Raw genomic sequence first — 24,405 nt, forward strand, 5'->3', positions numbered from 1 at the left:
TCAGGCACAGCAGTCAGTGATCAGTTCCAGCCAGCACGATCCATCAGGCGGATAGCTTCGGCCTGGCGCTTACCTGCCACTTCCACGGCGATGCTGTCGGCCTTGAACTCACCCCAAGAGGCGACTTCGGAAGATGGCTTGACCTTTGGATTGGCCGGAAACTCCTTGTTGGCGTCGGCAAAGATGTTTTGCGCCTCGGCACTGGTCATCCACTCGACCAGTTTCTGAGCGGCTTCGGGGTTCGGCGCATTCTTGGTCAGGCCGACACCAGACAGGTTGACGTGCACCCCGCGATCATTCTGATTCGGCCAGAACAGCTTGGCTTTGAGATCAGGCTTCTGCTCGTGCAGACGACCGAAGTAGTAGGTATTGACGATGCCCACGTCGCACTGGCCAGCGGCAACGGCGTTGATCACCGAGTTGTCATCGGGGAATACGTCCGTGGCCAGGTTGTTGACCCAACCCTTGATGATCTCTTCGGTCTTGGCCTCGCCATGGGTTTCGATCAGCGTGGCGGTGAGCGACTGGTTGTAGACCTTCTTGCTTGTACGCAGGCACAGGCGGCCTTCCCAGTTCTTGTCGGCCAGCGCTTCGTAGGTGGTCAGCTCGCCATCTTTCACACGCTCAGGCGAAAACACGATGGTGCGCGCACGCAGCGACAGGCCAGTCCAGGCACCGCTGCTGGCGCGGTACTGAGCAGGAATGTTGGCGTCGACAACGCTGGACTTCATCGGTTGCAGAATGCCCATCTGTTCGGCTTGCCAGAGGTTGCCGGCATCTACGGTGAGCAGCAGATCCGCTGGCGTGTTCTCGCCTTCGGCCTTGATGCGCTCCATCAGCGGCGCTTCCTTGTCGGTGATGAACTTCACCGCAACCCCGGTCTTGGCGGTGTAGGCATCGAACACCGGTTTGATCAGCTCGTCGATACGCGAGGAGTAGACGACCACTTCATCGGCCGCCTGCACAGCGCTGGCAAGCGTACTGAGGGTGAAAACAGCGAGAAGCGCGCGGCGTACCGACATGGTGAAGACCTATTGGAGTTGGAAGAGCGAGGATGATAGTGACTCGCATCTACAACGCACACCGTTAGGTCATTGCCAGATATTACCGCTGTCCCTGAACAGCGAGCGCCCACATCCGTGTGGGCACTCGACGCCTGATCAGTAGTTGTACTGCAGGCTGGTCATGACGTTGCGCGGCGCGCCATACAAACCTGCCGCCGTGGTGGTGAGGTACTCCTTGTCGAACAGGTTGTTGAGGTTCACCGATGCCGACAGCGCCGGTGTGACCTGGTACTTCGCCATCAGGTTGACCAGCGCATAACTGCTCTGCGTGGTCGCATAACTGAGGTCGTAGCCACTCTCGCTCTGCCAGTTCACGCCGCCGCCGACGGTCAGCTTGTCCAGAGCACCCGGCAGCCGATAGCTGGTGAAAAGCTTGACGCTGTTGCGCGGGATCTCGGTGACGATGCGTTTGTCGTCATCATTGAAACTGACGCTGTAGGAGTAGCCACCCGTGAGCTGCCAACCGTCGGCCAGCTCACCATTGACCTCCAGCTCCACACCTTCGCTGGTGGTGCCATTTTCCGCCTTGTAGGCCTGGAAGCCGTTGGGCTGCAGCAAGCTGCCGTTAGCCACCGCGAGGTTGTCCTGCTCGACACGAAACACCGCCACGCTGCCATTGAGGCGCCCGTCGTAGAAGTCGGCCTTCAGCCCGAGCTCGTAGCCAGTGCCTTCCTGAGGGTCCAGAGGTGTGCCATTGACGTCGCGGATGTTGGCGTTCTGCGGGTTGAAGATTTGCGTGTAGCTCGCATAGGCCGTCCAGGTGTCGCTGAGGTCGTAGACGAAGCCGGCATAGGGAATGACGATGCCGGTTTCGGTGCGCTCCGTTTTGCTGGTGGCGCCTCCATACAAGCGGCTTTTGCTTTCGCGATTCCAGTCCACCACACGCGTACCAAGGATCAGGCTGGCCGCATCGGTCAGGTGCCAGCGCGACGTCAGGTAGGCGGCGTACTGGGTTTCGGTCAGGTCGCTTTCACCGATCTTGTTGAATACCGGCTTCGGCGCCTGGCCGTTCCAGCCGTAGATGTTGTCGATGCTGCCGGCATAGCCGGAGCCCGGACGCTGCCAGCCGCCATAGTTGGAGGTTCCCCGCTCCTCGAGGCGCGACAGGGTCACCCCGCCGATAAGCTCATGCTCGCGGCCCAGCAGTGGGAAGAAGCCAGTGAGATAGGCGTCGAGATTGTCCTGTTCGGGCGTCGCCTGCCAGCGGGTCGGCATGATGTAGGCACCCGAGCCGGTGGCCGGGTTGATGAGGCCATCCATGTAGCTGACCACGGTGTCGTAATCGTTGCGCGCGTGGCTGTACTCCACCTTGCCGCTCCAGCCATTGGCAAACTGCTGCTCGACGGAGGTGAACAGCGTGCTCTGCTGGCGATCGTAGTACGTCCAGTCAGGCGAGCTGTTGAACGAGCGCTTGATGTCGGTTCTTTCGCCGCTGGTAGTGAACAGCGGAAAACCAGTACGCATTGGTGCGTTGCTGTTGGTCGTCTGATGGCTGAAACCCAGGGTCAGCAAGGTGGATTCGCTCAGATCCAGCTCGGTAATCCCGTACAAGGTACTCACCTCCTGGCTGAAGCGGTCGATCCAAGCGTGCTGATCCTTGTGATCGACGACGAAACGCCCGCGTACGTTGCCACTCTCGGTCAACGCGCCGCCGACATCCACACCCAGGCCATAACGATCCCAGCTACCGGCTTCTGCCGACAACTGCACCTGAGGCTCAATGCCCGGGCGCTTGCGGATCAGGTTGATGGTCGCGGAAGGATTGCCCAGGCCGCTAACCAACCCCGTGGCGCCACGCACCACCTCTATCCGGTCGTACATGGCGGTGTTCTGGGTGTAGTTGTCCATCCCCGCCGACGTCGGCACGCCGTCGATGGCGAAGTTGCGGATGGCGAAGCCGCGCGACAGATAGGTGGTGCTGTCAGCGCCCAGGCTTTCGCGAATCACGGTGATGCCGGCGGTGGCATCCAGGGCATCGGTCAGGCTGTCGAGGTTCTGGTCATCCAGGCGCTGGCGGGTCAGCACGGTGACCGATTGTGGCGTCTCCTTGAGGGACAGGTTCAGGCGCGTCGAGCTGCTGGACGATTCGGTGGTGTAAGAGCCCGTGCCCTCGGTGGTCGACCCCGGCGCCTTGCCGGAAATGCTCAGTGCAGACAGCTCCAACCCCTTTCCCTGAACCTGACGGGTCGGCACCAGTACATAGCTGCCATTGCCCTGACGCTGGGCCTGCAAACCGCTACCCTGCAGCAGGCGAGCGAGCCCTTCGTCCACGCCGTAATCGCCCTGCAGGCCTGGCGAGTCGAGCCCGTCGGTTTGTACGGCAGCGAATGAAAGCGTTACTCCGGCTACCGTCGCGAGCTGGCTCAGCGCGGTGCCCAGCGAGCCTGGGGCAATGCGGTAGCTCTGTACCGCCGCCTCCTGCGCCAGAACCTGGCCTGGCATTGCAAAGAGAAGAGGTATCGACGCGCAGGTCAACCCGAACAGGGCCAGGTGAACGGCGCGGGCCATCGGCTTGGCCGACGAGAGAAAGCGGGGCATGGTCATTTCCTTGTCATGAGCTGGGCAGATCCGCGGTGATGCAAAACCGCTTCATGTGCTTGGCCGAATGAGAATGAAAATCGGCAACCCCCAATAGCTATTTTTTTGCAAAACCGTTCAGGCAGGCTCGATACGCGCCCAATAGCGACTCAGGTAACGCACCCGAATGGGCAACGAGGCGCCCAGGTTTTCCAGAATGATGTCCGTGTCGTCGATCCGAAAAGCGCCAGACAGGCGCAGACCAGCCACCGCATCGGCACACTTCAGATAACCGGGACGGTAGCGCGCCAACTCGGCGATGAAGGCATCTAGACGCCAGTCGATCACCGTCAGCATGCCCTGGGCCCAGGCACCCGCTCCCGGCGGCAATGTGTCGGGCGTACCGACCGCAGCGGCCTCGACAGCGACCCGTTGATTGGCGCCGATGCGCACCGCCCGATTGGGCTGCCGGGCGGCACGTACCTCGACCGCATCCTCCAGCACCGCAACCTGAGTGCTGTCGCCCTCGCAGCGCACGCTGAAACACGTGCCCAACGCTCGTACGCTGCCCTGCGCGGTATGTACCACGAAGGGCCGTCCGGCCGGATCGGCAGCGGTACGCACGAGAATCTCACCGCGGTGCAGTTGCAATTGACGAAGGCTGGTGTCGAAACGGATATCCACTGCCGTCGCGGTATTCAGATCGAGCACGCTGCCATCGCTCAGTTGCAGGTGGCGGCGCTCGCCGGTAGCCGTGCGCTGATCGGCAAGCCAGCCCTGCTTCGGCGCCAGGTCAAAGGACGCCCAGCCCGCCGCCCCGGAGGCGAGCAGCAGGCCTAGTGTTTTCAGCACCACCCGTCGCCGCGCCCGCACACCGTCCAACGCGGGTAGCGCGACATCGGCAGGCAAGCCGCCGAGCTGATGCTGCAAGCGCTCCACCCGCGCCCAGGCCTGGCGATGCCGGGGGTGCTGCGCCAGCCACTCACGGTGCGCCTTGCACTCGGCTTCGCTCGGCGGCGTGGCGTTGAGCTGCACGTACCAGGTGGCGGCCGCTTCCAGGGTCTGGCGATCCATGGCTCAGTCGTCCATCAGCAACAGGCAGTGGGTCATTGCGCGGATCATGTGCTTCTTCACCGTGGTCACCGACACGCCGAGGCGCTCACCAGTGGCGACATAGCTGAGCCCTTCCAACTGCACCGTCAGAAAGATCCGCCGTGTGCGCTCACCAAGACCGTCGAGCATGGCATCGACCGCCGTGAGGGTTTCGAGGATCAGCAGACGGGTCTCCGGCGAAATGTCCATGGGCTCGGGACGCAGCGCCAGTACATCGAGATAGGCCTGCTCGACGGCCTGGCGACGGAACTTGTCGATCATCAGCGCGCGGGCAATGGCGCTCAAGTAGGTGCGCGGCTCGCGAATGGCCTGCACGTCACGGGCGCTGAGCACCCGCAGGAAGGTGTCCTGGGCGAGGTCAGCAGCATCGCTGGTATTGCCCAGGCGTGCCCGCAGCCAGCTTTTGAGCCAGCCGTTGTGTTCGCTGTAGAGAAGATGCAACGCGGAATGATCCGTGCCGGACATGGCAGCACCAGGGCGAAAGATGATAATGCATCGCATTGTCTTCCAGCCACAGGTATGACGCAAGGCCTGAACGCCCCGTGCAGCGCTTAGCGGGCCCTGGCCAGATCCGGCAGATCGCCGCTCAGGCCCAGTGCCTGGCGCACGAACAGCGCTTTGGCCTCGTCCAGGCCATCGACCACTCCCAAGCCAGTATTGCGCAGCAAGCGCAGCGTCAGCGAGTCGCTCTGGAACAGCCGCTGGAAGCCTTCCATCGCCGCCATCATCGCCAGGTTGTGGGGCATGCGGCGGCGCTCGTAGCGGCTCAGCACGCGCTCGTCGGCAAGTCGTTCACCACGCCCGGCTGCCTGCGCCAGCACCTCGGCGAGCACCGCGGCGTCGAGAAAGCCCAGGTTGACGCCTTGGCCGGCCAGCGGGTGGATGGTGTGGGCGGCATCGCCGATCAGCGCTAGCCCAGGTTCGACATAACGCTTGGCGTGGCGCTGGCGCAGCGGGATGCACAGCCGTCGATCCACGTGCAGCACCTCGCCAAGGCGATATTCGAACGCCTGGCCCAGGGCTGTGGAAAACTCATCGTCAGCCAGCGCCATCAAATCAGCAGCCTGCTCCGGGGTGGTCGACCAGACGATCGAGCACCAGTGCTCGCCATCGCGCTCGCCCAGGGGCAGAAAGGCCAGCGGGCCCTCGTCGGTGAAACGCTGCCAGGCGGTGGCCTGGTGCGCATTGGCACAGCGCACGCTGGTGACGATGGCGTGGTGCAGGTAATCCCACTCGCGGGTTTCACAGCCCGCCAGGCGGCGCACCGCCGAATTGGCGCCGTCTGCCGCGACCACCAACGGTGTACGCAATTCGCGGCCGTCGGCCAGGGTCAGCAGCCAGTCGTCACCGGAGTGGCGCAGGCGCTCCAGTCGCGCATCGGCAAGCAGGCGCACGTCGCTGGCGTGCAGGCGCTCGAGCAGAGCGTCCTGCACCACGCGGTTCTCGACGATATGGCCGAGGATATTGGCATGCACACTGGCGGCGCTGAAATGGATGCTGCCGGTGCCGCTGCCATCCCACACGCGCATATCGCGGTACGGGCAACTGCGCCGTGCCAGCACGCCAGGCCAGGCGCCAAGGCGCTCGAGGATGCGCTGGCTGGCCATCGACAGTGCGCTGACCCGCGGTTCGTAAGCCGCGCGGCCATCGAACGGCTCGACCTGCAGCGACCCGCCGTCCAGAACCAGGCAATCCAGCCCCTGCTCGCGCAGCGCCAGAGCCAGGGCGCTGCCGACCATTCCAGCGCCGACGATGATCAGATCTGCATGCATTTGGTCCATTCCTCAGGCTGCCTGCCGCAGGCGCGGCTTGAGCCGCACGTAAAGCGTCTTATGTACCCGTGCGACCAGGGTGCCATCGCCATCACGGACTTCCACCTGCAACTCGGGCAGGTACTTCTCACCCGCAGCGGTGTGCTGACGCACCTCGTCGACGAATGCCTGGTCGATGGCGAACGAGGCGAATACCGGGCCTCTGCCGGGTGCGATGAAATCGATGCTGGCGGCCTTGTCCCAGACCACGTAATCGCGGCCCAGGTTCTCCATCAGCATCAACATGTAGAAAGGATCGGTCATCGAATATAGGCTGCCGCCGAACTGGGTGCCCACGTAATTGCGGTTGTACCAGCCCAGGCGCATCTTCACGTCGACCTGACGAAAATCCGCGGCGATGCGCCGAATCCATACCCCAGCGCCCAGATAGGGCGGGTAGCAATTCATGACCCAGCGCAGCAGGCGAGCCTTGCGCGCCAGCCGGCGGGCGTTCATCGCTGGGTACCGCGAGTACCCATGCCCATGGCCTGACGTGCGAACCAGCGCTTGGCCGGCGGCAGCAATTCAAGACCGAGCAGGCCAAGGTTGCGCCCCGCGGCGAGCAGCGGCTGGTCGGTGCTGAACAGCCGGGTGACCTGATCCGAGAAGCCAACGGTGAAGGCCTGATCGCCAGCCTGAGCACTGGCGTAGCGCTGCAGAGTGGCCAGGTCGCCAAGCGGTGCGGAGCCCGACAGCACGGTATCAGCCAGGGCCCGCACATCACGCAACGACAGGTTGAAGCCCTGCCCGGCAATCGGGTGCAGGCTGTGGGCAGCATTGCCCAGCACCACCAGATTGGCGCGTACCTGCTCGGCCGCCTCGACCAGCACCAGCGGATAAGGCAGCCGCGCGCCGACCTGACGCAACGCACCGAGGCGATAACCGAAGGCCTCCTGCAGCTCGGCGAGGAAGGCGCGCTCGTCCAGCTTGAGCAGACGCTCGACATCGCCGCTCGGGTGCGTCCACACCAGCGCACAGCGATTCTCGGACAGCGGCAGCAGCGCCAGTGGCCCGGACTCGGTGAAGCGTTCGAAGGCTTCGCCAGCGTGCGGGCGGGAAGGCGTGATATTGGCGATCACCGCGGTCTGGTCGTAAGGCCGCTGATTCACGGTGATGCCCAACTGCTCACGCAGCGAGGAGCGTCCACCATCGGCAAGCACCGCCAGGGAGCAGTCGATCAGGCTTTCGTCATCGAGGGTCAGGCGATAGCCATCCGGCAGCGCCTCCATCCGCTCGACCTGGGCCGGGCAGCGCCACTGGATCACTTCGGCGTCGAGCGCCTGCCACAGGCAGTGGCCAAGCCAGGCGTTTTCCACCACATAGCCCAGGGCCGGAACACCTTCCTCCTCGGCATTCAGCCGCGCGGCGGCGAAGCGGCCGCGATCCGATACGTGTATCTGCTCGATGGGAGTGGCATGCTCGGCGATCGCCGGCCACAGGCCAAGATCTTCGTAGATCAGCCGCGAGCCGTAGGACAGTGCCGTGGAGCGGGCATCGTAGCTTGGCTGGTAGCCTTCGCCGGGAGCGAATGGCTCGATCAAAGCGATTTTCCAGCCGCGCTTGCGTGCCTCGCCCTGCAGTGCCAGCGCCAGGCTGGCACCGACCAGACCACCGCCAATGATCGCCAGATCGACCCGCAGCATGGCCTCAGGCCACCTGCGCGCGAGCGGCGGCCATCAGTGCCTCGATCTCGTCGACGGTCTTGGGGACGTCGCCGGTGAGAATCTCGCAACCGGTCTTGGTCACGACGACATCGTCCTCGATGCGCACGCCGATGCCACGCCATTTCTTGGCGACATTCTGGTTATCCACGGCAATGTAAATACCCGGTTCGACGGTCATGGCCATGCCCACTTCGAGCACACGCCATTCGCCGCCGACCTTGTACTCGCCGACGTCATGCACGTCCATGCCCAGCCAGTGGCCGGCGCGGTGCATGTAGAACGGTTTGTAGGCTTCCGCGGCGATCAGCTCATCGACATTGCCCTTGAGCAGACCCAACTCGACCAGGCCGGCGGTGATCACCCGCACCGTGGCCTCATGCGCCTCGTTCCAGTGACGACCCGGCGCGATGTGTTTGAAGGCTTCCATGTTGGCCGCCAGCACAATCTCGTAGATGGCCTTCTGCTCGGGCGTGAAGGTACCGCTGACCGGAAAGGTGCGGGTGATGTCGCTGGCATAGCAGTCGATCTCGCAGCCGGCGTCGATCAGCACCACGTCACCGTCCTTCAGCAGAGCGTCGTTCTCGCGGTAATGCAGAATGCAGGCGTTTTTGCCCGCCGCGACGATGGAGCCGTAGGCCGGCATCTTCGAGCCGCCCTTGCGGAACTCGTAATCCAGCTCTGCTTCCAGATGGTATTCATACAGCCCAGCGCGGCTGGCCTGCATCGCCTTGATATGGGCACGGGCGGAAATCTGCGCCGCTTCGCGCATCACCTTCACCTCCCCGGCCGACTTGTACAAACGCAGGTCGTGGAGGAAGTGGTTGAGGGCGACGAATTCTTTCGGCGGCGTGGCGCCCTGGCGGGCCTTGGAGCGGATCACGTTGACCCACTCCATCAGGTGGCGATCGAACTCCGGGTTGGTACCCACGGCGTAATAGACACGCTCACGACCTTCGATCAGCCCCGGCAGGATGTCGTCGATATCGCCGATGGGAAAGGCATCGTCCGCTCCGTAGCGGCTGATGGCGCCTTCCTGACCGGCACGCAGGCCATCCCACAGCTCACGCTCAGGATCACGCTCGCGGCAGAACAGCACGTATTCACCGTGCTCGCGGCCGGGAATCAACGCGATCACCGCATCGGGCTCAGGAAAGCCGGACAGGTACTGGAAGTCACTGTCCTGGCGATACACATGTTCAACATCACGGTTGCGGATGAACACAGGCGCCGCCGGCAGAATGGCGATGCTGTTGGGTTCCATCAACGCCATCAGCGCCTTGCGTCGACGGGCGTATTCCGCTTTGGAGATGCTGGTCATGGGCAGGCTAGGTTCCGATCAGTCGAATAAAGGGCGGGATCAGTGCAGCGAAGGCTTCGGCGCTGGGGCAGCCGGCTTGTTGCACTCGGCGAACAGCAGTAACGGCGCCACACGCAGGTACTCGGTGACCTCCATGTAATCGTTCTCGCCGTCCTCGGACTCATCCAAGGCATTTTGCACTTGAGCGATGGCAGACAAATCCTGCAGCACTTCCATGGCTTCGCCGCTCAGCGCTGCATCGCCAGAGGTCAGACCGAAACCACCGAGGAAGCCCTGGCACCATTGGCCTAGAGCGGCGGCACGTTCGGCCAGCGGGGCTTCGTCGGAGGGCAGCAGCAAAACCACGGTGACATCGTCACCGGTCAACTCGCCACGAACCATCTCCTGCAGGCCAATCAGCGCCTGGCGGACGTTGTCCGGCGGCTCGCTGCCGAGCAATTCGATGGCGTCGACCAGCCAGGGGCCGGCCTCGAAGCCGGCACCCGCACAACTGCGGCCCAGCAACAGGCCATGCAATTCGGCAGGAGAAACAGAGGAACCACCACTGGCGAGCAAGGTGGCGAATGCAGCGTAGGGAGAACTGGAAGTCGGCATCGATCACTAGGCGCCAAGAGGCGCAATCACTAGAATGGAGGGCTTGTATCCTAGCATCGGCAGACGCGCCAAGACCATCAACGGGTTTTTACTCCGCTGCCGACGCGCCTATACACTCTGAACATGCCAAAGCGAGAGCCAATGGAAGACGCCGATTTACAAGCCCTGACGGCCAAGTTGGAGTTGCTTATCCAGCGCGTCGAGCGCCTCAAGGCTCAAAACCGTCTCTTGCTGGAGAGTGAACAGGCTTGGCGTGAAGAGCGCGCTCATCTGATCGAAAAGAACGAAATGGCTCGGCACAAGGTCGAATCGATGATTTCGCGCCTTAAGGCCCTGGAGCAGGACTCATGACCCAATCGAATACCGTTACCGTTCAGATCTTGGACAAAGAATATTGCATCACCTGCCCTGCAGATGAGCGCAGCAACCTGCAGAGTGCCGCCCGCTACCTGGACGGCAAGATGCGTGAGATCCGCAGCGGCGGCAAAGTGATCGGCGCCGACCGCGTGGCCGTGATGGCCGCACTGAATATCACCCACGACTTGCTGCACAAACAGCAACACCTGGATCAGCAGGCCACTGCGAGCCGCGATCACGTACGTGACCTGCTTGGGCGGGTCGACAATGCCTTGGTCGATGATGCCGATGGCCGTGGCGTCTGACCAACGGTCGTCACTTTGCGTTATACTCGCCGCAGCTCCCTGGAGTGTGCGCCAGTTGGTGATGTCCCTGAGCCGATACGCACAACCCTGGGGGTTGTCAGTTGATGCCGGTGTGCATGTCCGCTCGACGGAAAGCCTTAAGGTTTCCTGCAACCTCCACCTTGAACTTTCGGGTTCAAGGGCCAAACCGACAGCGGCACGCTGGGGAGTCACAATTTATAGCCTGTTGCTGGCTCACGCTGGCAGCGGGCTTTTTGTTGCCTGCCTTTTGTCGCAGCAACGCTGCGGGCCGTCGCCCGTGACGTTAAAAATCGCTCCCCGCGATATGTTCATCTGCGCATGATCGAAACCGATAAGCTCACTCGCGCCCAACTGCGCCGCAAACTGCGCCAGCAACGCCGTGCGCTGAGCCCAGCAGCTCAACGAAACGCCGCCCTGGCGCTGTATCGTCAGCTGGCCCAACACCCGCTGTTTCGCCGCTCCCGGCATATTGCGCTGTACCTGGCTAACGACGGGGAAATCGATCCGCACCTGCTCATCGCGGCAGCTCATGCCCGCGGCAAGCAGGTCTATCTGCCCGTACTGAAATCCTGGCCGCGCACCAGCATGGTGTTTCAGCGCATCGATGCGCACGAGAAATTGGCAGGCAATCGCTTCGGCATCCTCGAACCCCGGCGCAACAATCAGCGCCAGCGTAAAACCTGGGCACTGGACCTGATTCTGCTGCCACTGGTTGGCTTCGACCAGCATGGCGGCCGGCTAGGCATGGGCGGTGGCTTCTACGACCGCAGCCTGGCCTATCGCACACGGCGCAAAAATTGGCACAAACCGACGCTACTTGGGCTGGCTCACACTTGCCAGCAAGTGGACAGCCTGTCCATGGCAAGTTGGGACATACCGCTAAATGCCACCGTTACCGATGAAGGCTGGCACTAACGCTTGATGAAGCCTGACTGAGCACCGACCGGCAGCATGGAGTCTTGCTGCCACTGGCTTTGCGTATACCCGGTCGTCATCACGCCCAGGCTGAACACCACAACCAACACCCACAATAAATCCGGTTTTCTCTTCACCACCACCGCCCCTCCGGATCAATCGCCCGGGACTAAAAAGGTATATTTGCCGAAATCCCTTCGCACACTCACCGCCCTGATACCCCGAGAGCAAAGTTCATGCCCTACTGGCTGATGAAATCCGAACCCGACGAACTGTCCATTCACGACCTGCAGCGCTTGGGCGAAACGCGCTGGGATGGCGTACGCAATTATCAGGCGCGCAACTTCATTCGCAGCATGCAGGAAGGCGATCAGTTTCTGTTCTATCACTCGAGCTGCCCGCAGCCGGGGGTAGCCGGCATTGCCCGCATAGCAGGCAGTCCCTATGCAGACCCAGCGGCGCTGGACTCGAAAAGTCACTACTTTGATGCCAAGGCCAGCGCGGATAAGAACCCCTGGACGGCCATCGACGTGGCATTCGTCGAAGCCTTCCCACGGGTCATCCCACTAGCCGAACTGAAGGCTCAGGGCGCGCTGGAGGAGTTGGCGCTGGTACAAAAAGGCAGCCGCCTGTCGGTGATGCCGGTTACCGAAGCTCAGTGGACGGCGATCCTGCTGCTGCGTTGATCAGCCCTGCAGAATCAGGTTGTTGAACAGCAGGTCTTCGACCAGTGGCTGGCCTTCCTCGTCGCTGAGCACCTGCTGCACCTGCTTGAGGGCTTCCTGACGGAGCTTTTCCTTGGCGTCGGGCGTGGCCAGGCTTTCCTCGGTCTGCTGGGAGAACAGCATCACCAGTTGGTTGCGAATCAGTGGCTCATGGTGCGTGACCTTGGCTTCGGCCTCCGCGCCAGTAACGCGTAGTGCGACGTCAGCCTTGTAGTACTTGAGCTTCGGGCCGGCGCCGAAGTTACCGACCAACGCAGGCGTCAGGCTGTGGTAGATGACCTGCGGCGCGGCGCCCTCGCCTTCCTTCTTTTCCTCATTGGCGAAAGCCGGGATCGACAGCGCGCAGGCAAGCAGAAGCGTGATGAGGGTTTTCACAGGGCGATCTCCATTGAGTTGCCCGCAAGCATAGCAACGCCTGCGGCGGATCCCAACGCTTATACCGAGCCATCAGACCAAGCCATGCTCGTTGACCCGCACAGCAGCCTACCTAAACTGCAGGGCCAACCGGCTAAAGAGTGGACTGCGATGAAAGCGCTGCTGTGCAAAGCCTTCGGTACCGCCGAAACCCTGGTACTCGAAGACCTCGAGAGCCCACGCCCCAAGGCCAACGAAGTGTTGATCGATATTCAGGCCGCCGGCGTGAATTTCCCCGACACGCTGATCATCGAAGGCAAATACCAGTTCAAGCCGCCCTTCCCCTTTGCGCCCGGTGGCGAGGTGGCTGGCGTGATCAGCGCGGTGGGCGACAAGGTTACCCACCTGCAGGTCGGCGCCCGGGTCATGGCGCTGACTGGCTGGGGCGGCTTCGCCGAGCAGGTCGCAGTGCCTGCCTACAACGTCCTGCCGATGCCCGACAGCATGGACTTCATCAGCGCCGCCGCCTTCGGCATGACCTACGGCACCTCCATGCACGCCCTCAAGCAGCGCGCAGCCTTGCAGCCAGGTGAAATCCTACTGGTGCTCGGCGCGTCCGGCGGCGTCGGCCTGGCGGCGGTGGAGATCGGCAAGGCAATGGGCGCCCGAGTGATCGCCGCAGCGAGCAGTGCCGCCAAGCTGGAAGTCGCCAAACAGGCGGGTGCCGATGAGCTGATCGACTACAGCACGCAGAACCTCAAGGAGGAAGTGAAGCGCCTGACCAACGGCCAGGGTGCCGACGTGATCTACGACCCGGTGGGTGGCGACCTGTTCGACCAGGCAGCACGCAGCATCGCCTGGAACGGCCGGCTGCTGGTGGTCGGTTTCGCCAGCGGGCGTATCCCGGAACTGCCGGTGAACCTGATGCTGCTCAAGGGCGCTGCAGTGGTCGGCGTGTTCTGGGGTGCCTTCGCCCAACGTCAGCCCGCCGACAACGCCGCCAATTTCGGCCAGCTGTTCGTCTGGCATGCCGAGGGCAAGCTCAAGCCACTGGTATCACAGACCTATGCGCTGGCCGACGGCGGCGCGGCCATCAATGCCCTCGCGCAGCGCAAGGCGGTCGGCAAACTGGTGGTCACAGTGCGCTGAGGATATCGGCACAAAGCGATCATGCTATGCAAATAAGAACCATTGCTATATAAAGCGCGCTTTATTTCTCCGGATATTGCGCGCATGTCGACTTTGTCCAGCCTGCACGAAAGCCCTACCGCTGCGCATCACCTCTACAGCGAGCACCACAGCTGGCTGCGCCTGCGCCTGCAACAGCGCCTGGGTTGCGCCTTCGATGCGGCCGACCTGGCCCATGACACCTTCCTGCGCATTCTTGCCCGCCGCGATCTTGCCGATATCCGCGAACCGCGCCCCTATCTGGCCACCGTCGCCAAAGGCCTGATGGTCAATCACCTGCGTCGCAAGGCGCTGGAGCGCGCGTATCTGGAGAGCCTGGCAAACCTCCCCGAAGACCTGCTGCCAGGCCCGGAAGCGCGTTATCTACTGTTGGAAACGCTGCTGGAAATCGATGCCCTGCTCGATGGTCTGCCCACCAAGGTGCGTCAGGCCTTTCTGCTATCGCAACTCGACGGCCTGACTTACCAGCAGATCGCCGAGCACCTGGGCGTGTCGCTCAGTTCGGTGAAGCAGTACATGTTCAAGGCAATCCGCCACTGCATGCAGCCAGGCCTCTGAGCATGAGCTCCCGAGCACCCTATCAACCGCTGTCCGAGACCGCGCTCGACCAGGCCGCACACTGGTTCGTCACCCTGCATGCCGGCGATGCCAGCGAACAGGATCAGCAGCATTGGCGGCTATGGCTCGAAGCCTCACCCGAGAATGCCCGCGCCTGGGCCTGCGCCAATGGCGTCGGCGGCCACTTCAAGGGGCTGCCGGCCGATCTGGCCAGAGCCACGCTGAACGTCCCGGCGGGTATCGGCCGTCGACGTGCGATCAAGAACCTGGCAGTGCTGATCGGCGTTGCCGGCAGCGGCTGGTTCGCCCTGCGCGAGCAGCCCTGGCAGCCCTGGCAGCGTTGGACTGCCGACTATCAGACAGGCCTGGCCGAGCAGGGTGAATGGCGCCTGGCCGACGGTAGCTTGCTGAACCTCAACAGCAGCAGCGCAGTGCGTGTCGAATTCAGCCGCGCAGAGCGCATCCTGCATCTGCTCGATGGCGAACTGCTGCTGGAAACCGGCCGCGATCCCCGTCCGCTAAGGGTGATCACCGCCGAAGGCAGCGTACGCCCTATCGGCACACGCTTCTCCGTCACCCAGCAAGCCGGGCACACACGGGTCGCGGTATTCAGCGGCCGCGTAGAGCTCACGCCGAGTGCCGCCCCGGCCAGCAAGCGCCAGCTCGACAGTGGACAGACGTCACGCCTGTATCGCACCGGCAGCGAAATCCCGACCGCCGCCAGCGATGACCTGCTCGCCTGGCTGCACGGCATGCTGATCGCCGACGACATGCCCCTCGGCGAATTCGCCAACGCCTTCGACCGCCAGCGCCGTGGCAGGGTGACCTGCGCCGCTGCGGTGGCCGACCTGCGCATATCCGGTGCATTCCCGCTGAACGACAGTGACCGCGCCCTCGACTCCCTGGCCGCCAACCTGCCGGTGCGCATCCGCCGCTTCACCCGCTACTGGGTGCATATCGAGCCACGCTGAAAAAACGTCTGCGCGGCCTGTACCTTTTCGAATCTCGACTGGCCCTTCAATACACCACCCATTGGAGGGCAACATGGTCTCGCTCACGTCCTTTACCGCACGTCACCCGCTCACCCTCGCCATAGGCCTGACCCTTGGCACCCTGAGCGCACTTCCCGCCAACCTGGCCGTGGCCGCCGAAAGCCCGGCGACCAGCATGGCAACTCGCAACTATGACGTGCCCGCCGGCCCGCTGGGTGCGGCACTGTCGCGCTTCGCCGCGCAGAGTGGCGTGCTGCTGTCCTTCGATCCCGCGCTGACTGCCCACAAGAGCAGCGCCGGCCTGAAGGGCAGCTACGGGATCGACGAAGGCTTCGCCCAGCTACTGCAAAGCAGTGACCTGAGCACCGAGCGGGACGCCGACGGCGGTTACCGTCTGCAGGCGCTGAGCAGCGTTGCCAGTGGCGAACCCTTGCAGTTGCAGGCCTCCAGCGTGGTGGGTGACTGGCTGGGCAGCGCCGATGCGCTGGACGTATACAACCACCCGGGCGCCCGCGACGTGATCCGCCGCGAAACCTTCGAGCAGGTGGGAGCCAGCAGTGCCCGGGAAGTACTCAACCGCATTCCCGGCGTCAACGCGCCGGAAAACAATGGCACCGGCAGCCATGACCTGGCGCTCAACTTCGGTATCCGCGGCCTCAATCCGCGCCTGGCTTCGCGCTCCACGGTACTAATGGATGGAATTCCGGTGCCCTTCGCGCCTTATGGCCAGCCACAGCTATCCCTGGCCCCGATCTCCCTGGGCAACATGGACGCCATCGACGTGGTTCGCGGCGGCGGCGCGGTGCGTTACGGCCCACAGAACGTCGGCGGCATCGTCAACTTCGTGACCCGCGCTATCCCTGACCAGCCGACCATCAAGGGCGGTCTGCAGACCGAAGTCAGCCCTTCCAGCAGCCAGGACGGCTTCAAGAAGACCGGCAATCTGCTGATCGGCGGCACCCACGAAAATGGCCTGGGCGGCGCCCTGCTCTACTCGGGCACCCGCGGCAGCGACTGGCGCCAGCACAGCGACACGCAGATCGACGACCTGATCCTCAAGGGCAAATACAGCGCCGACGATGTGCACACCTTCTCGGCCATGGGTCAGTACTACGAAGGTGAAGCCGACATGCCTGGCGGCCTCAGTACCGCGGCCTTCGCTGCCGACCCGTACCAGTCCACCCGCCCCTACGACAGCTTCTGGGGCCGCCGCACCCTGGCCAGCGCCAGCTACTCCTACACACCGGACGCCGATCGCGAGTTCACCGTGACCAGCTTCTTCACCAAGACCCTGCGCAGTGGTTTCCTCGAGCAGGGCAACTTCCTCTCCCTGTCGCCGCGCGAGTACTGGGTGCGCGGTATCGAGACCCGCTACTCACAGGCCTTCGAGACGGGCGCCCTGAACCACGAGGTGGGCGTGGGCTATCGCTATGTCAGCGAAGAAAGTCACGAAGAGCGCTTCCGCAATCCGACCAGCACCGGTGTGCTGCCCAGCACGGCCAGCCTGCGTGATCGCAACAGCCGCGGCGAAACCGAAGCCAGCGCGGTGTATATCGATGACCGTATCGATATCGGCAACTGGACCATTACCCCTGGCGTGCGCTACGAGAAGATCGCCTCGCGCCAGGACAACAAGCTCAACGGCACCCGTGCCGCCGGGCGCTACAACACCGCCCTGCCGGCGCTGAACGTGCTGTACCGGGTCAATGATCGGGTCAACCTGTACGCCAACACCGAGGGCTCGTTCGGCGCCGTGCAGTACAGCCAGATGGGCAAGGCGCTGGCCAGCGGCGACGTCGAGCCGGAGAAAGCACGTACCTGGGAACTCGGCACCCGCTATGACGATGGCCTGCTGCAGGCAGAAATCGGCGCCTTCCTGATCAACTTCGACAACCAGTACGAGAGCAACCAGCAGACCAACGACGTGACCGCACGGGGCGAGACCCGCCATCGCGGCGTGGAAAGCAGCCTCAACTACGCCCTGGAGGCACTGAACCCGGCACTCAGCGGCCTGTCGGTGTACGCCACCTACACCTTCGTCGATGCCGAGATCCGCGAGAACGGCGCCAACAAGGGCAATCAGGTGCCCTTCTCGTCGCGTCACAAGGGCGTGGTGGGCGCTCGCTATGAAACCGGCCCGTGGCAGTGGGGCGTGGATGGCAGCTACCAGAGCAGCCAGTTCGCCGACAACGCCAATACCAAGGCGGAAAACGCGGCAGGCAACAACGGCGAGATTCCCGGCTACATGGTATGGGGGCTGCGCGGCGCGTACGACTTCGGCCCGCAGCTGTCCGACCTGACGGTCGCGGCGGGGGTCAAGAACGTGTTCGGTCGTGAGTACTACACCCGCTCGTTCGACGACAACAACAGCGGCAAGTACCTCGGCCAGCCGCGCACCGTCTATCTGCAGACGTCGATGGCATTCTGATCGGTGGCGGTGAACGCCTGACCGTAGCCCGTCACTGAGCGAAGCGATGTGCAGGAGCGTTCGTCAGGCATGCACCTTTGTCATGACGAACACGTCCCTGGGTTTCGCTGCGCTCTACGCCAGGCTACGCGGCGTTGCGCGGGTCAACGTGGCGCGTAGGCGAATACGTCGGCGCGCATCTGGTGGGCGTCCATGCCGGCTTCGACCAGCGCATCCAGCGTGGCGTAGACCATGCTCGGAGAGCCGCTGGCGTAGACGTGCAGCGCGCCAAGGTCGTCGAAGTCCTCGCGGATCGCTTCGTGCAGCAGGCCGCAACGGCCCTGCCAGCCACACTGGTCGCTGACCACCTGGTGCAGGAACAGATTGGGCAGCGCCAGCCATTCGTCCCAGTGCGGCAAACTGTAGAAATCCTCTGGCTGCCGCGCACCCCAGTACAGATGAACCGGATGCTCGAAGCCGCGCGAGCGACATTCCTCAATCAGGCTGTGCATCTGCGCCATGCCAGTACCGGCGGCGATCAGCACCAGCGGGCCGTCCGGCAACTCGGCCAGATGGGCATCGCCGAACGGCAGTTGCACACGCGCCACACCGTCCTCGCGCAGTTGCTGCAGCAGGTTCAGGGCGCTCGCTTCGCGGCCAAGGATATGCAGCTCCAGATCGCGACCTTCCTGGGGCGCCGAAGCCAGGGAAAACGCCGACTTCTCGCCATCCTGACGCTCGATCAGCAGGTACTGGCCAGCGTGGTAGCGCGGCGGTTTGCCGGCCGGTGCACGCAGGCGCACGCGCCAGACGTCGCCACCGGCATCGATGCACGCCAGCAACTGACAGCCCAGGCTGCGTACCGCGAGTTCACCAGGCGCCAGCACACCATCCCAGTGCAGCACGCAGTCTTCCAACGGTTCGGCGATGCAGGTGTACAGCTCGCCGTGGTCGAGTTCGGCATCGCCTTGGCGCACGCGCCCTTCGACCAGCAGCGCCATACACACGTGACAATTGCCATTACGGCAGCTCTGCGGGCAGGTGTAGCCGAGGCGCCGGGCAGCATCGAGGATGCGTTCGCCGGCGTCGACATCGAGAACCGCACCGGAGGGTTGCAGGGTGACCTTCATCAATCGATTCCCAACTGGCTCCAGATTTCATCCACACGACGCGTGACCGCGTCGTCCTTGACGATCGCCCGGCCCCACTCGCGATTGGTCTCGCCCGGCCACTTGTGGGTGGCGTCGAGGCCCATCTTCGAGCCCAGACCGGAGATCGGCGAAGCGAAATCCAGGTAGTCGATCGGCGTGTTCTCGATCATCACTGTGTCGCGCTTGGGATCCATGCGCGTGGTGATGGCCCAGATTACGTCGTTCCAGTCCCGGGCGTTGATGTCGTCGTCGGTGACGATAACGAACTTGGTGTACATGAACTGTCGCAGGAACGACCACACACCGAGCATCACGCGCTTGGCATGGCCGGGGTACTGCTTCTTGATGGTCACCACCGCCATGCGGTAGGAACAGCCTTCCGGCGGCAGGTAGAAGTCAGTAATTTCGGGGAATTGCTTCTGCAGAATCGGCACAAACACTTCGTTCAGCGCCACGCCGAGAATCGCCGGCTCATCCGGCGGCCGACCGGTGTAGGTCGAGTGATAGATCGGGTCGCGACGCCGGGTGATGCGCTCGATGGTGAACACCGGGAAGGTATCGACTTCGTTGTAGTAGCCGGTGTGATCGCCGTATGGTCCCTCTGGTGCGGTCTCGCCCGGATGGATAACGCCCTCGAGGACGATTTCGGCACTGGCTGGTACCTGCAGATCACTGCCAATGGCTTTGACCAGCTCGGTGCGGTGGCCACGCAGCAGGCCGGCGAACGCATATTCGGACAAACTATCGGGCACCGGCGTCACCGCGCCGAGAATGGTCGCCGGGTCAGCGCCCAGGGCCACACAGACGGGATAAGGCTTGCCTGGATGCTTCTCGCACCACTCACGGTAATCCAGCGCGCCACCACGGTGGCTGAGCCAGCGCATGATCACCTTGTTGCGACCGATGACCTGCTGGCGGTAGATGCCGAGGTTCTGGCGTTCCTTGTTCGGCCCCTTGGTGATCGTCAGACCCCAGGTGATCAGCGGTGCCACATCGCCCGGCCAGCAATGCTGGATTGGCAGTTTGCCGAGGTCGACATCATCGCCCTCCTCGATCACTTCGTGGCACGGCGCATCCTTGAGCACCTTGGGCGCCATGCTGATGATTTTTCTGAATATCGGCAGCTTGCTCCAGGCATCCTTGAGCCCCTTCGGCGGCTCAGGTTCCTTGAGAAATGCCAGCAGCTTGCCGATTTCGCGCAGCTCCGACACCTCTTCCGCGCCCATGCCCAGCGCCACGCGCTTCGGCGTGCCAAACAGGTTGCCGAGTACCGGCACGTTATGGCCAGTAGGGTTCTCGAACAGCAATGCCGGACCGCCCTTGCGCAGGGTACGGTCGCAAATCTCGGTCATTTCCAGGATTGGCGACACCGGCGCCTGAATGCGCTTGAGCTCGCCGCGCTGTTCCAGGCCGCGGATAAAGTCGCGCAGGTCGCGATACTGCATGCTGGAGCCTCTCGAATCGGGGCGCAAAGTTTAGCGCCGAAGTCGGTATTGCAGAAGAATAGCGATACTACAGACAGACAAAAGCCGGGTTTCCCCGGCTTTGTCATGCCACCAGACGTTACTTGCGCTTCATGGACATGAAGAACTCGTCGTTAGTCTTAGTGGCCTTGAGCTTGTCGATCAGGAACTCGATGGCGGCGATCTCGTCCATCGGGTGCAGCAGCTTGCGCAGAATCCACATGCGCTGCAGCTCGTCTTCGGCGGTCAGCAACTCTTCGCGACGGGTACCGGCGCGGTTGATGTTGATGGCCGGGAACACGCGCTTCTCGGCGATACGACGATCCAGGGGCAGCTCCATGTTGCCGGTACCCTTGAATTCTTCGTAGATCACTTCGTCCATCTTCGAGCCGGTTTCGACCAGCGCGGTAGCGATGATGGTCAGCGAGCCGCCTTCTTCGATGTTACGCGCGGCACCGAAGAAGCGCTTCGGCTTCTCGAGAGCGTGTGCGTCGACACCACCGGTCAGCACCTTGCCGGAGCTCGGGATCACGGTGTTGTAGGCACGTGCCAGACGGGTGATGGAGTCGAGCAGGATGACTACATCCTTCTTGTGCTCGACCAGGCGCTTGGCCTTCTCGATCACCATCTCGGCAACCTGCACGTGACGGGTTGGCGGCTCGTCGAAGGTCGACGCAACCACTTCGCCGCGCACGGTGCGCTGCATCTCGGTCACTTCTTCCGGGCGCTCGTCGATCAGCAGAACGATCAGGTGGCACTCAGGATTGTTACGCGCAATGTTCGCTGCGATGTTCTGCAGCATGATGGTCTTACCGGCTTTTGGCGGTGCGACGATCAAGCCACGCTGGCCCTTGCCAATCGGCGCGCAGAGGTCGATCACACGGCCGGTGATGTCCTCGGTGGAGCCGTTGCCGGCTTCCATGGTCAGGCGCTTGTTGGGGAACAGCGGTGTCAGGTTTTCGAACAGAATCTTGTTTTTCGCGTTCTCGGGACGATCAAAGTTGATCGTGTCGACCTTGAGCAGCGCGAAATAACGCTCGCCTTCCTTTGGAGGGCGGATCTTGCCAACGATGGTGTCACCGGTGCGCAAGTTGAAGCGACGGATCTGGCTCGGCGAGACGTAGATATCGTCTGGGCCGGCGAGATAGGAAGCGTCTGCAGAGCGGAGGAAGCCGAAGCCGTCCTGGAGAATCTCCAGCACGCCATCACCAGAGATTTCCTCGCCGCTTTTCGCGTGCTTTTTCAGCAGGGAGAAAATCACGTCCTGCTTGCGCGAACGGGCCATATTTTCTATGCCCATCTGTTCGGCCAATTCGAGCAGTTCGGTAATCGGCTTTTGCTTGAGTTCAGTCAGATTCATATAGGAATGACGTAATCATATAAGGAGGGGATGGTAAGCATTGAGCTTGAGAGGCCGCAGCGCAGAGAGGCGACAGGCGCCCGCTTTATTGTCGAATGTTCGATTAGGAATGCGTCGGCAGCGGCGTGCAGGGGGTCACTTAGGAAAAGCAACGGCCCCGAATGTAACATCGGTTTTACGAATGCGTCTAGCCTTTACACAGAAAAAAGCCCCGCTATCTACGGGGCTTTTCGCGGAAGCTTAGAGGTTGGCATCGATGAAAGCCGCCAGCTGCGACTTCGACAAGGCACCAACCTTGGTGGCTTCGACACTGCCGTTCTTGAACAGCATCAGGGTCGGGATACCACGCACGCCGTACTTCGGCGGGGTGTCCTGGTTTTCGTCGATATTCAGTTTGCAGATCTTCAGCTTGCCCTGGTATTCCTTGGAAATTTCGTCCAGAACCGGTGCGATCATCTTGCACGGGCCGCACCACTCAGCCCAGTAGTCGACCAGTACCGGGCCATCTGCCTGGATGACATCCTGGTCGAAGCTGGCATCGCTGACGTTGGTGATGAATTCACTCATGGGAAGTCTCCGTGTTCGCAGGCAATAACGATAAAGTGACGGCCATCATAGCCCGGCTAGGCTGACACAGGAAGGCGCGCGCCATTGAGCGTAACCATGTCACCTATCAACAATAACGATGGGAAATACCCCAGGCAGGCCACACCGCACAACGTATCAACCGCACAATCCACCCTCCCACAGCCGCAGTATGCGTTGGCGCGCGCGCCCTATCGTGGCACGATGACGGGGTTCTGCCTCGAGATAAACTGATCATGCCGCACACCCATGCCGAGTCCTTTCCCCTGGTCGCAGCCATCGACCTGGGCTCCAACAGTTTCCACATGGTGCTGGCCAAGGCCGACCATGGCGAAATCCGTATTCTCGAGCGGCTCGGTGACAAAGTGCAGTTGGCGGCGGGTATCGATGAACAGCGCCTGCTCAGCGAAGAGGCCATGCAGCGCGGTCTCGACTGCCTGCGTCGCTTCGCCCAACTGACCAACAGCCTGCCCCAGGGCGCAGTGCGTATCGTCGGCACCAACGCGCTGCGCGAAGCTCGCAACCGAGCCGAGTTCATTCGTCGCGCGGAAGCCCTACTGGGTCATCAGGTGGAAGTCATCTCCGGGCGCGAAGAAGCGCGCCTGATCTATCTCGGCGTATCGCACAGCATTGCCGACACACCTGGCAAACGTCTGGTGGCCGACATCGGCGGCGGCAGCACCGAATTCATCATTGGCCAGCGCTTCGAACCGCTGCTGCGCGAGAGCCTGCAGATGGGCTGCGTGAGCTACACCCAGCGCTACTTCAAGGACGGCAAGATCACACCTGCCCGCTATGCACAGGCGTACACCGCTGCGCGCCTGGAAATAATGGGCATCGAGCACGGCCTGACCCGCCTCGGCTGGCAAGACGCAGTGGGCGCTTCAGGCACCATCAAGGCCATCGGCCTGGCGATCCAGTCTGCCGGGCTGAGCAATAATGGCGAAGTGACCAGCGAAGGCCTGGCCTGGCTCAAGCGCAAAGTGTTCAAGTGCGGTGACGTCGAACGCCTCGATCTGGACGGCCTGAAGCCGGATCGCCGGCCAATATTCCCGGCGGGGCTGGCGATTCTCGAGGCCATCTTCGATGCCTGTGAACTGAACCGCATGAGCCACTCCGAGGGCGCACTGCGCGAGGGCGTACTCTATGACCTGCTTGGCCGCCACCAGCATGAAGACGTGCGCGAGCGAACCCTGTCGGCCTTTATGGAGCGCTACCACGTCGACCAGGAACAGGCCGTCCGTGTCGAGGCCAAAGCACTTTCTGCGCTGGATAAAGTCGCCGCGGATTGGCAACTGACCGAAGACTGGCATCGCGAGTTGCTCAGCTGGGCCGCCAAGGTGCATGAGGTGGGCCTGGACATCGCCCACTATCAGTACCACAAGCATGGCGCCTACCTGATCGAGCACTCGGATCTGTCCGGCTTCTCGCGCCAGGATCAGCAGATGCTCGCGCTGCTGGTGCGCGGCCACCGACGCAATATTCCCAAGGACAAACTCAGCGAGCTCGGTGAGGACGGCGTGAAGCTGGTTCGCCTGTGCGTGCTGCTGCGTTTCGCCATTTTGTTTCACCACATTCGCGGCAGCCAGAACATGCCAAGCGTGCGCTTGAAAGCGGGCCCCTCAAGCCTGGCAATTCAATTTCCCGATGGCTGGCTGGCCGCCAATCCGCTGACCCAGGCGGACTTCGAAAGCGAAGCCGAGTGGCTCAAGCGTATCGATATCACGCTGACCGTTCGCTGACGCCGTATACGGGCACCGTATCCGCGCTGCCCGCTCATCCCGACCGAGCTCAGGCATTTTGCGGCGGTAGCCTGCAGTGCTCCCGCCGCGCAAAACGCAGCAGATGGTCAAAAACCACGGCACGCATTCTGGCGGCAACCTCGTCGGCCAGTGCCTGACGCCGAAGCCGGTTCGCTCACGGCTGTCGACACGCTCTTGGTA

At 62.7% G+C, this 24,405-nt stretch carries 23 protein-coding genes and 1 other RNA gene; 10 read left to right on the forward strand and 14 right to left on the reverse strand.

Annotated elements, in window-relative coordinates; translation table 11 throughout:
- Nucleotides 1–20 precede the first annotated feature (20 nt).
- The 9 genes from ACZ3GY_RS16965 to ACZ3GY_RS17005 form a co-directional block, all read right to left on the reverse strand.
- Complete coding sequence (locus ACZ3GY_RS16965; protein WP_465911205.1) at nt 21–1,022, reverse strand: extracellular solute-binding protein; 1,002 nt, start codon at nt 1,020–1,022, stop codon at nt 21–23.
- Nucleotides 1,023–1,160: 138 nt separating this feature from the next.
- Nucleotides 1,161–3,602: a TonB-dependent siderophore receptor gene (locus ACZ3GY_RS16970; protein WP_465911206.1), complete on the reverse strand. Its 2,442-nt coding sequence runs from the start codon at nt 3,600–3,602 to the stop codon at nt 1,161–1,163.
- A 117-nt stretch (nt 3,603–3,719) separates the two neighbouring features.
- On the reverse strand, nt 3,720–4,655 hold the full coding sequence (locus ACZ3GY_RS16975; protein ID WP_463562513.1) for a FecR domain-containing protein: 936 nt from the start codon (nt 4,653–4,655) through the stop codon (nt 3,720–3,722).
- A 3-nt stretch (nt 4,656–4,658) separates the two neighbouring features.
- Nucleotides 4,659–5,159, reverse strand: a complete 501-nt coding sequence (locus ACZ3GY_RS16980) for a sigma-70 family RNA polymerase sigma factor (RefSeq protein ID WP_465911207.1) — start codon at nt 5,157–5,159, stop codon at nt 4,659–4,661.
- Nucleotides 5,160–5,245: 86 nt separating this feature from the next.
- Nucleotides 5,246–6,466, reverse strand: a complete 1,221-nt coding sequence (locus tag ACZ3GY_RS16985; protein WP_465911208.1) for a 2-octaprenyl-3-methyl-6-methoxy-1,4-benzoquinol hydroxylase — start codon at nt 6,464–6,466, stop codon at nt 5,246–5,248.
- A gap of 12 nt (nt 6,467–6,478) precedes the next feature.
- Nucleotides 6,479–6,961, reverse strand: coding sequence for a DUF4442 domain-containing protein (locus ACZ3GY_RS16990; protein WP_225837843.1), 483 nt, complete (start codon nt 6,959–6,961; stop codon nt 6,479–6,481).
- Nucleotides 6,958–8,148, reverse strand: coding sequence for a 2-octaprenyl-6-methoxyphenyl hydroxylase (ubiH, locus tag ACZ3GY_RS16995; RefSeq protein ID WP_465911210.1), 1,191 nt, complete (start codon nt 8,146–8,148; stop codon nt 6,958–6,960). The genes ACZ3GY_RS16990 and ubiH overlap by 4 nt, the downstream gene beginning before the upstream one ends.
- A 4-nt stretch (nt 8,149–8,152) precedes the next feature.
- Nucleotides 8,153–9,487 (reverse strand): Xaa-Pro aminopeptidase, encoded by a 1,335-nt coding sequence (pepP, locus tag ACZ3GY_RS17000; protein ID WP_465911211.1) that lies wholly within the window; start codon nt 9,485–9,487, stop codon nt 8,153–8,155.
- A gap of 39 nt (nt 9,488–9,526) precedes the next feature.
- Nucleotides 9,527–10,081 carry a YecA/YgfB family protein gene (locus tag ACZ3GY_RS17005; protein ID WP_463562518.1) on the reverse strand — a complete coding sequence of 185 codons (555 nt, stop codon included), beginning with the start codon at nt 10,079–10,081 and terminating at the stop codon, nt 9,527–9,529.
- Nucleotides 10,082–10,222: 141 nt separating this feature from the next.
- Between ACZ3GY_RS17005 and ACZ3GY_RS17010 the strand changes: the two genes are divergently transcribed.
- The 5 genes from ACZ3GY_RS17010 (at nt 10,223) to ACZ3GY_RS17030 (ending at nt 12,365) form a co-directional block, all read left to right on the forward strand.
- Nucleotides 10,223–10,432 (forward strand): TIGR02449 family protein, encoded by a 210-nt coding sequence (locus tag ACZ3GY_RS17010; RefSeq protein WP_027908823.1) that lies wholly within the window; start codon nt 10,223–10,225, stop codon nt 10,430–10,432.
- Nucleotides 10,429–10,743 (forward strand): cell division protein ZapA, encoded by a 315-nt coding sequence (locus ACZ3GY_RS17015; RefSeq protein ID WP_225837836.1) that lies wholly within the window; start codon nt 10,429–10,431, stop codon nt 10,741–10,743. The genes ACZ3GY_RS17010 and ACZ3GY_RS17015 overlap by 4 nt, the downstream gene beginning before the upstream one ends.
- A gap of 33 nt (nt 10,744–10,776) precedes the next feature.
- Nucleotides 10,777–10,955: non-coding RNA, 6S RNA (gene ssrS, locus ACZ3GY_RS17020), on the forward strand.
- 127 nt (nt 10,956–11,082) lie between these two features.
- Nucleotides 11,083–11,679, forward strand: coding sequence for a 5-formyltetrahydrofolate cyclo-ligase (locus ACZ3GY_RS17025; RefSeq protein WP_465911213.1), 597 nt, complete (start codon nt 11,083–11,085; stop codon nt 11,677–11,679).
- A gap of 236 nt (nt 11,680–11,915) precedes the next feature.
- Nucleotides 11,916–12,365, forward strand: a complete 450-nt coding sequence (locus tag ACZ3GY_RS17030) for an EVE domain-containing protein (RefSeq protein WP_463562520.1) — start codon at nt 11,916–11,918, stop codon at nt 12,363–12,365.
- Here the strand turns inward: ACZ3GY_RS17030 and ACZ3GY_RS17035 are convergent, their stop codons facing one another.
- Nucleotides 12,366–12,779: a flagellar basal body-associated protein FliL gene (locus ACZ3GY_RS17035; RefSeq protein ID WP_465911214.1), complete on the reverse strand. Its 414-nt coding sequence runs from the start codon at nt 12,777–12,779 to the stop codon at nt 12,366–12,368.
- 150 nt (nt 12,780–12,929) lie between these two features.
- On the opposite strand from ACZ3GY_RS17035, the gene ACZ3GY_RS17040 reads away from it, so the two are divergent.
- The 4 genes from ACZ3GY_RS17040 (at nt 12,930) to fecA (ending at nt 17,924) form a co-directional block, all read left to right on the forward strand.
- A complete protein-coding gene (locus ACZ3GY_RS17040) occupies nt 12,930–13,907 on the forward strand; it encodes an NADPH:quinone oxidoreductase family protein (RefSeq protein ID WP_465911216.1) in 978 nt (325 codons plus the stop codon).
- A gap of 84 nt (nt 13,908–13,991) precedes the next feature.
- Nucleotides 13,992–14,504 carry a sigma-70 family RNA polymerase sigma factor gene (locus ACZ3GY_RS17045; protein WP_465911217.1) on the forward strand — a complete coding sequence of 171 codons (513 nt, stop codon included), beginning with the start codon at nt 13,992–13,994 and terminating at the stop codon, nt 14,502–14,504.
- Between the two features lie 2 nt (nt 14,505–14,506).
- Entirely contained in the window at nt 14,507–15,475 is a 969-nt protein-coding gene (locus ACZ3GY_RS17050) for a FecR domain-containing protein (protein WP_465911219.1), read from the forward strand.
- A 73-nt stretch (nt 15,476–15,548) separates the two neighbouring features.
- On the forward strand, nt 15,549–17,924 hold the full coding sequence (gene fecA / locus ACZ3GY_RS17055) for a TonB-dependent Fe(3+) dicitrate receptor FecA (protein WP_465911220.1): 2,376 nt from the start codon (nt 15,549–15,551) through the stop codon (nt 17,922–17,924).
- Between the two features lie 143 nt (nt 17,925–18,067).
- On the opposite strand, the gene ACZ3GY_RS17060 is transcribed toward fecA, so the two are convergent.
- From ACZ3GY_RS17060 to trxA, 4 genes are all read right to left on the reverse strand, one after another.
- Nucleotides 18,068–19,033, reverse strand: a complete 966-nt coding sequence (locus tag ACZ3GY_RS17060; protein WP_465911222.1) for a CDP-6-deoxy-delta-3,4-glucoseen reductase — start codon at nt 19,031–19,033, stop codon at nt 18,068–18,070.
- A complete protein-coding gene (ubiD, locus tag ACZ3GY_RS17065; protein ID WP_225837818.1) occupies nt 19,033–20,499 on the reverse strand; it encodes a 4-hydroxy-3-polyprenylbenzoate decarboxylase in 1,467 nt (488 codons plus the stop codon). Before ubiD ends, ACZ3GY_RS17060 begins: the two co-directional genes overlap by 1 nt.
- A gap of 118 nt (nt 20,500–20,617) precedes the next feature.
- Nucleotides 20,618–21,877 carry a transcription termination factor Rho gene (gene rho, locus ACZ3GY_RS17070; RefSeq protein WP_042552300.1) on the reverse strand — a complete coding sequence of 420 codons (1,260 nt, stop codon included), beginning with the start codon at nt 21,875–21,877 and terminating at the stop codon, nt 20,618–20,620.
- A 240-nt stretch (nt 21,878–22,117) separates the two neighbouring features.
- A complete protein-coding gene (trxA, locus tag ACZ3GY_RS17075) occupies nt 22,118–22,444 on the reverse strand; it encodes a thioredoxin TrxA (RefSeq protein WP_073262724.1) in 327 nt (108 codons plus the stop codon).
- A 254-nt stretch (nt 22,445–22,698) separates the two neighbouring features.
- Here trxA and ppx point away from each other — a divergent pair, with 254 nt between their 5' ends.
- Nucleotides 22,699–24,204 (forward strand): exopolyphosphatase, encoded by a 1,506-nt coding sequence (gene ppx / locus ACZ3GY_RS17080; RefSeq protein WP_465911223.1) that lies wholly within the window; start codon nt 22,699–22,701, stop codon nt 24,202–24,204.
- The last annotated feature ends 201 nt before the right edge of the window (nt 24,205–24,405 follow it).

This window comes from Pseudomonas sp. PME37.24/006, assembly GCF_055556635.1.

Coding starts and splice junctions, on each gene's coding strand:
- fecA (WP_465911220.1), top strand. CDS start 15,549: ATGGTCTCGCTCACGTCCTTTACCGCACGTCACCCGCTCACCCTCGCC.
- ACZ3GY_RS17005 (WP_463562518.1), bottom strand. CDS start 10,081: ATGCCGACTTCCAGTTCTCCCTACGCTGCATTCGCCACCTTGCTCGCC.
- ACZ3GY_RS17050 (WP_465911219.1), top strand. CDS start 14,507: ATGAGCTCCCGAGCACCCTATCAACCGCTGTCCGAGACCGCGCTCGAC.
- ACZ3GY_RS16970 (WP_465911206.1), bottom strand. CDS start 3,602: ATGCCCCGCTTTCTCTCGTCGGCCAAGCCGATGGCCCGCGCCGTTCAC.
- pepP (WP_465911211.1), bottom strand. CDS start 9,487: ATGACCAGCATCTCCAAAGCGGAATACGCCCGTCGACGCAAGGCGCTG.
- ubiD (WP_225837818.1), bottom strand. CDS start 20,499: ATGCAGTATCGCGACCTGCGCGACTTTATCCGCGGCCTGGAACAGCGC.
- ACZ3GY_RS16965 (WP_465911205.1), bottom strand. CDS start 1,022: ATGTCGGTACGCCGCGCGCTTCTCGCTGTTTTCACCCTCAGTACGCTT.
- ACZ3GY_RS17030 (WP_463562520.1), top strand. CDS start 11,916: ATGCCCTACTGGCTGATGAAATCCGAACCCGACGAACTGTCCATTCAC.
- ACZ3GY_RS16980 (WP_465911207.1), bottom strand. CDS start 5,159: ATGTCCGGCACGGATCATTCCGCGTTGCATCTTCTCTACAGCGAACAC.
- ACZ3GY_RS16990 (WP_225837843.1), bottom strand. CDS start 6,961: ATGAACGCCCGCCGGCTGGCGCGCAAGGCTCGCCTGCTGCGCTGGGTC.
- ACZ3GY_RS17060 (WP_465911222.1), bottom strand. CDS start 19,033: ATGAAGGTCACCCTGCAACCCTCCGGTGCGGTTCTCGATGTCGACGCC.
- ubiH (WP_465911210.1), bottom strand. CDS start 8,148: ATGCTGCGGGTCGATCTGGCGATCATTGGCGGTGGTCTGGTCGGTGCC.
- ACZ3GY_RS17045 (WP_465911217.1), top strand. CDS start 13,992: ATGTCGACTTTGTCCAGCCTGCACGAAAGCCCTACCGCTGCGCATCAC.
- rho (WP_042552300.1), bottom strand. CDS start 21,877: ATGAATCTGACTGAACTCAAGCAAAAGCCGATTACCGAACTGCTCGAA.
- ACZ3GY_RS16985 (WP_465911208.1), bottom strand. CDS start 6,466: ATGCATGCAGATCTGATCATCGTCGGCGCTGGAATGGTCGGCAGCGCC.
- ACZ3GY_RS17040 (WP_465911216.1), top strand. CDS start 12,930: ATGAAAGCGCTGCTGTGCAAAGCCTTCGGTACCGCCGAAACCCTGGTA.
- ACZ3GY_RS17010 (WP_027908823.1), top strand. CDS start 10,223: ATGGAAGACGCCGATTTACAAGCCCTGACGGCCAAGTTGGAGTTGCTT.
- ACZ3GY_RS16975 (WP_463562513.1), bottom strand. CDS start 4,655: ATGGATCGCCAGACCCTGGAAGCGGCCGCCACCTGGTACGTGCAGCTC.
- ACZ3GY_RS17015 (WP_225837836.1), top strand. CDS start 10,429: ATGACCCAATCGAATACCGTTACCGTTCAGATCTTGGACAAAGAATAT.
- trxA (WP_073262724.1), bottom strand. CDS start 22,444: ATGAGTGAATTCATCACCAACGTCAGCGATGCCAGCTTCGACCAGGAT.
- ACZ3GY_RS17025 (WP_465911213.1), top strand. CDS start 11,083: ATGATCGAAACCGATAAGCTCACTCGCGCCCAACTGCGCCGCAAACTG.
- ppx (WP_465911223.1), top strand. CDS start 22,699: ATGCCGCACACCCATGCCGAGTCCTTTCCCCTGGTCGCAGCCATCGAC.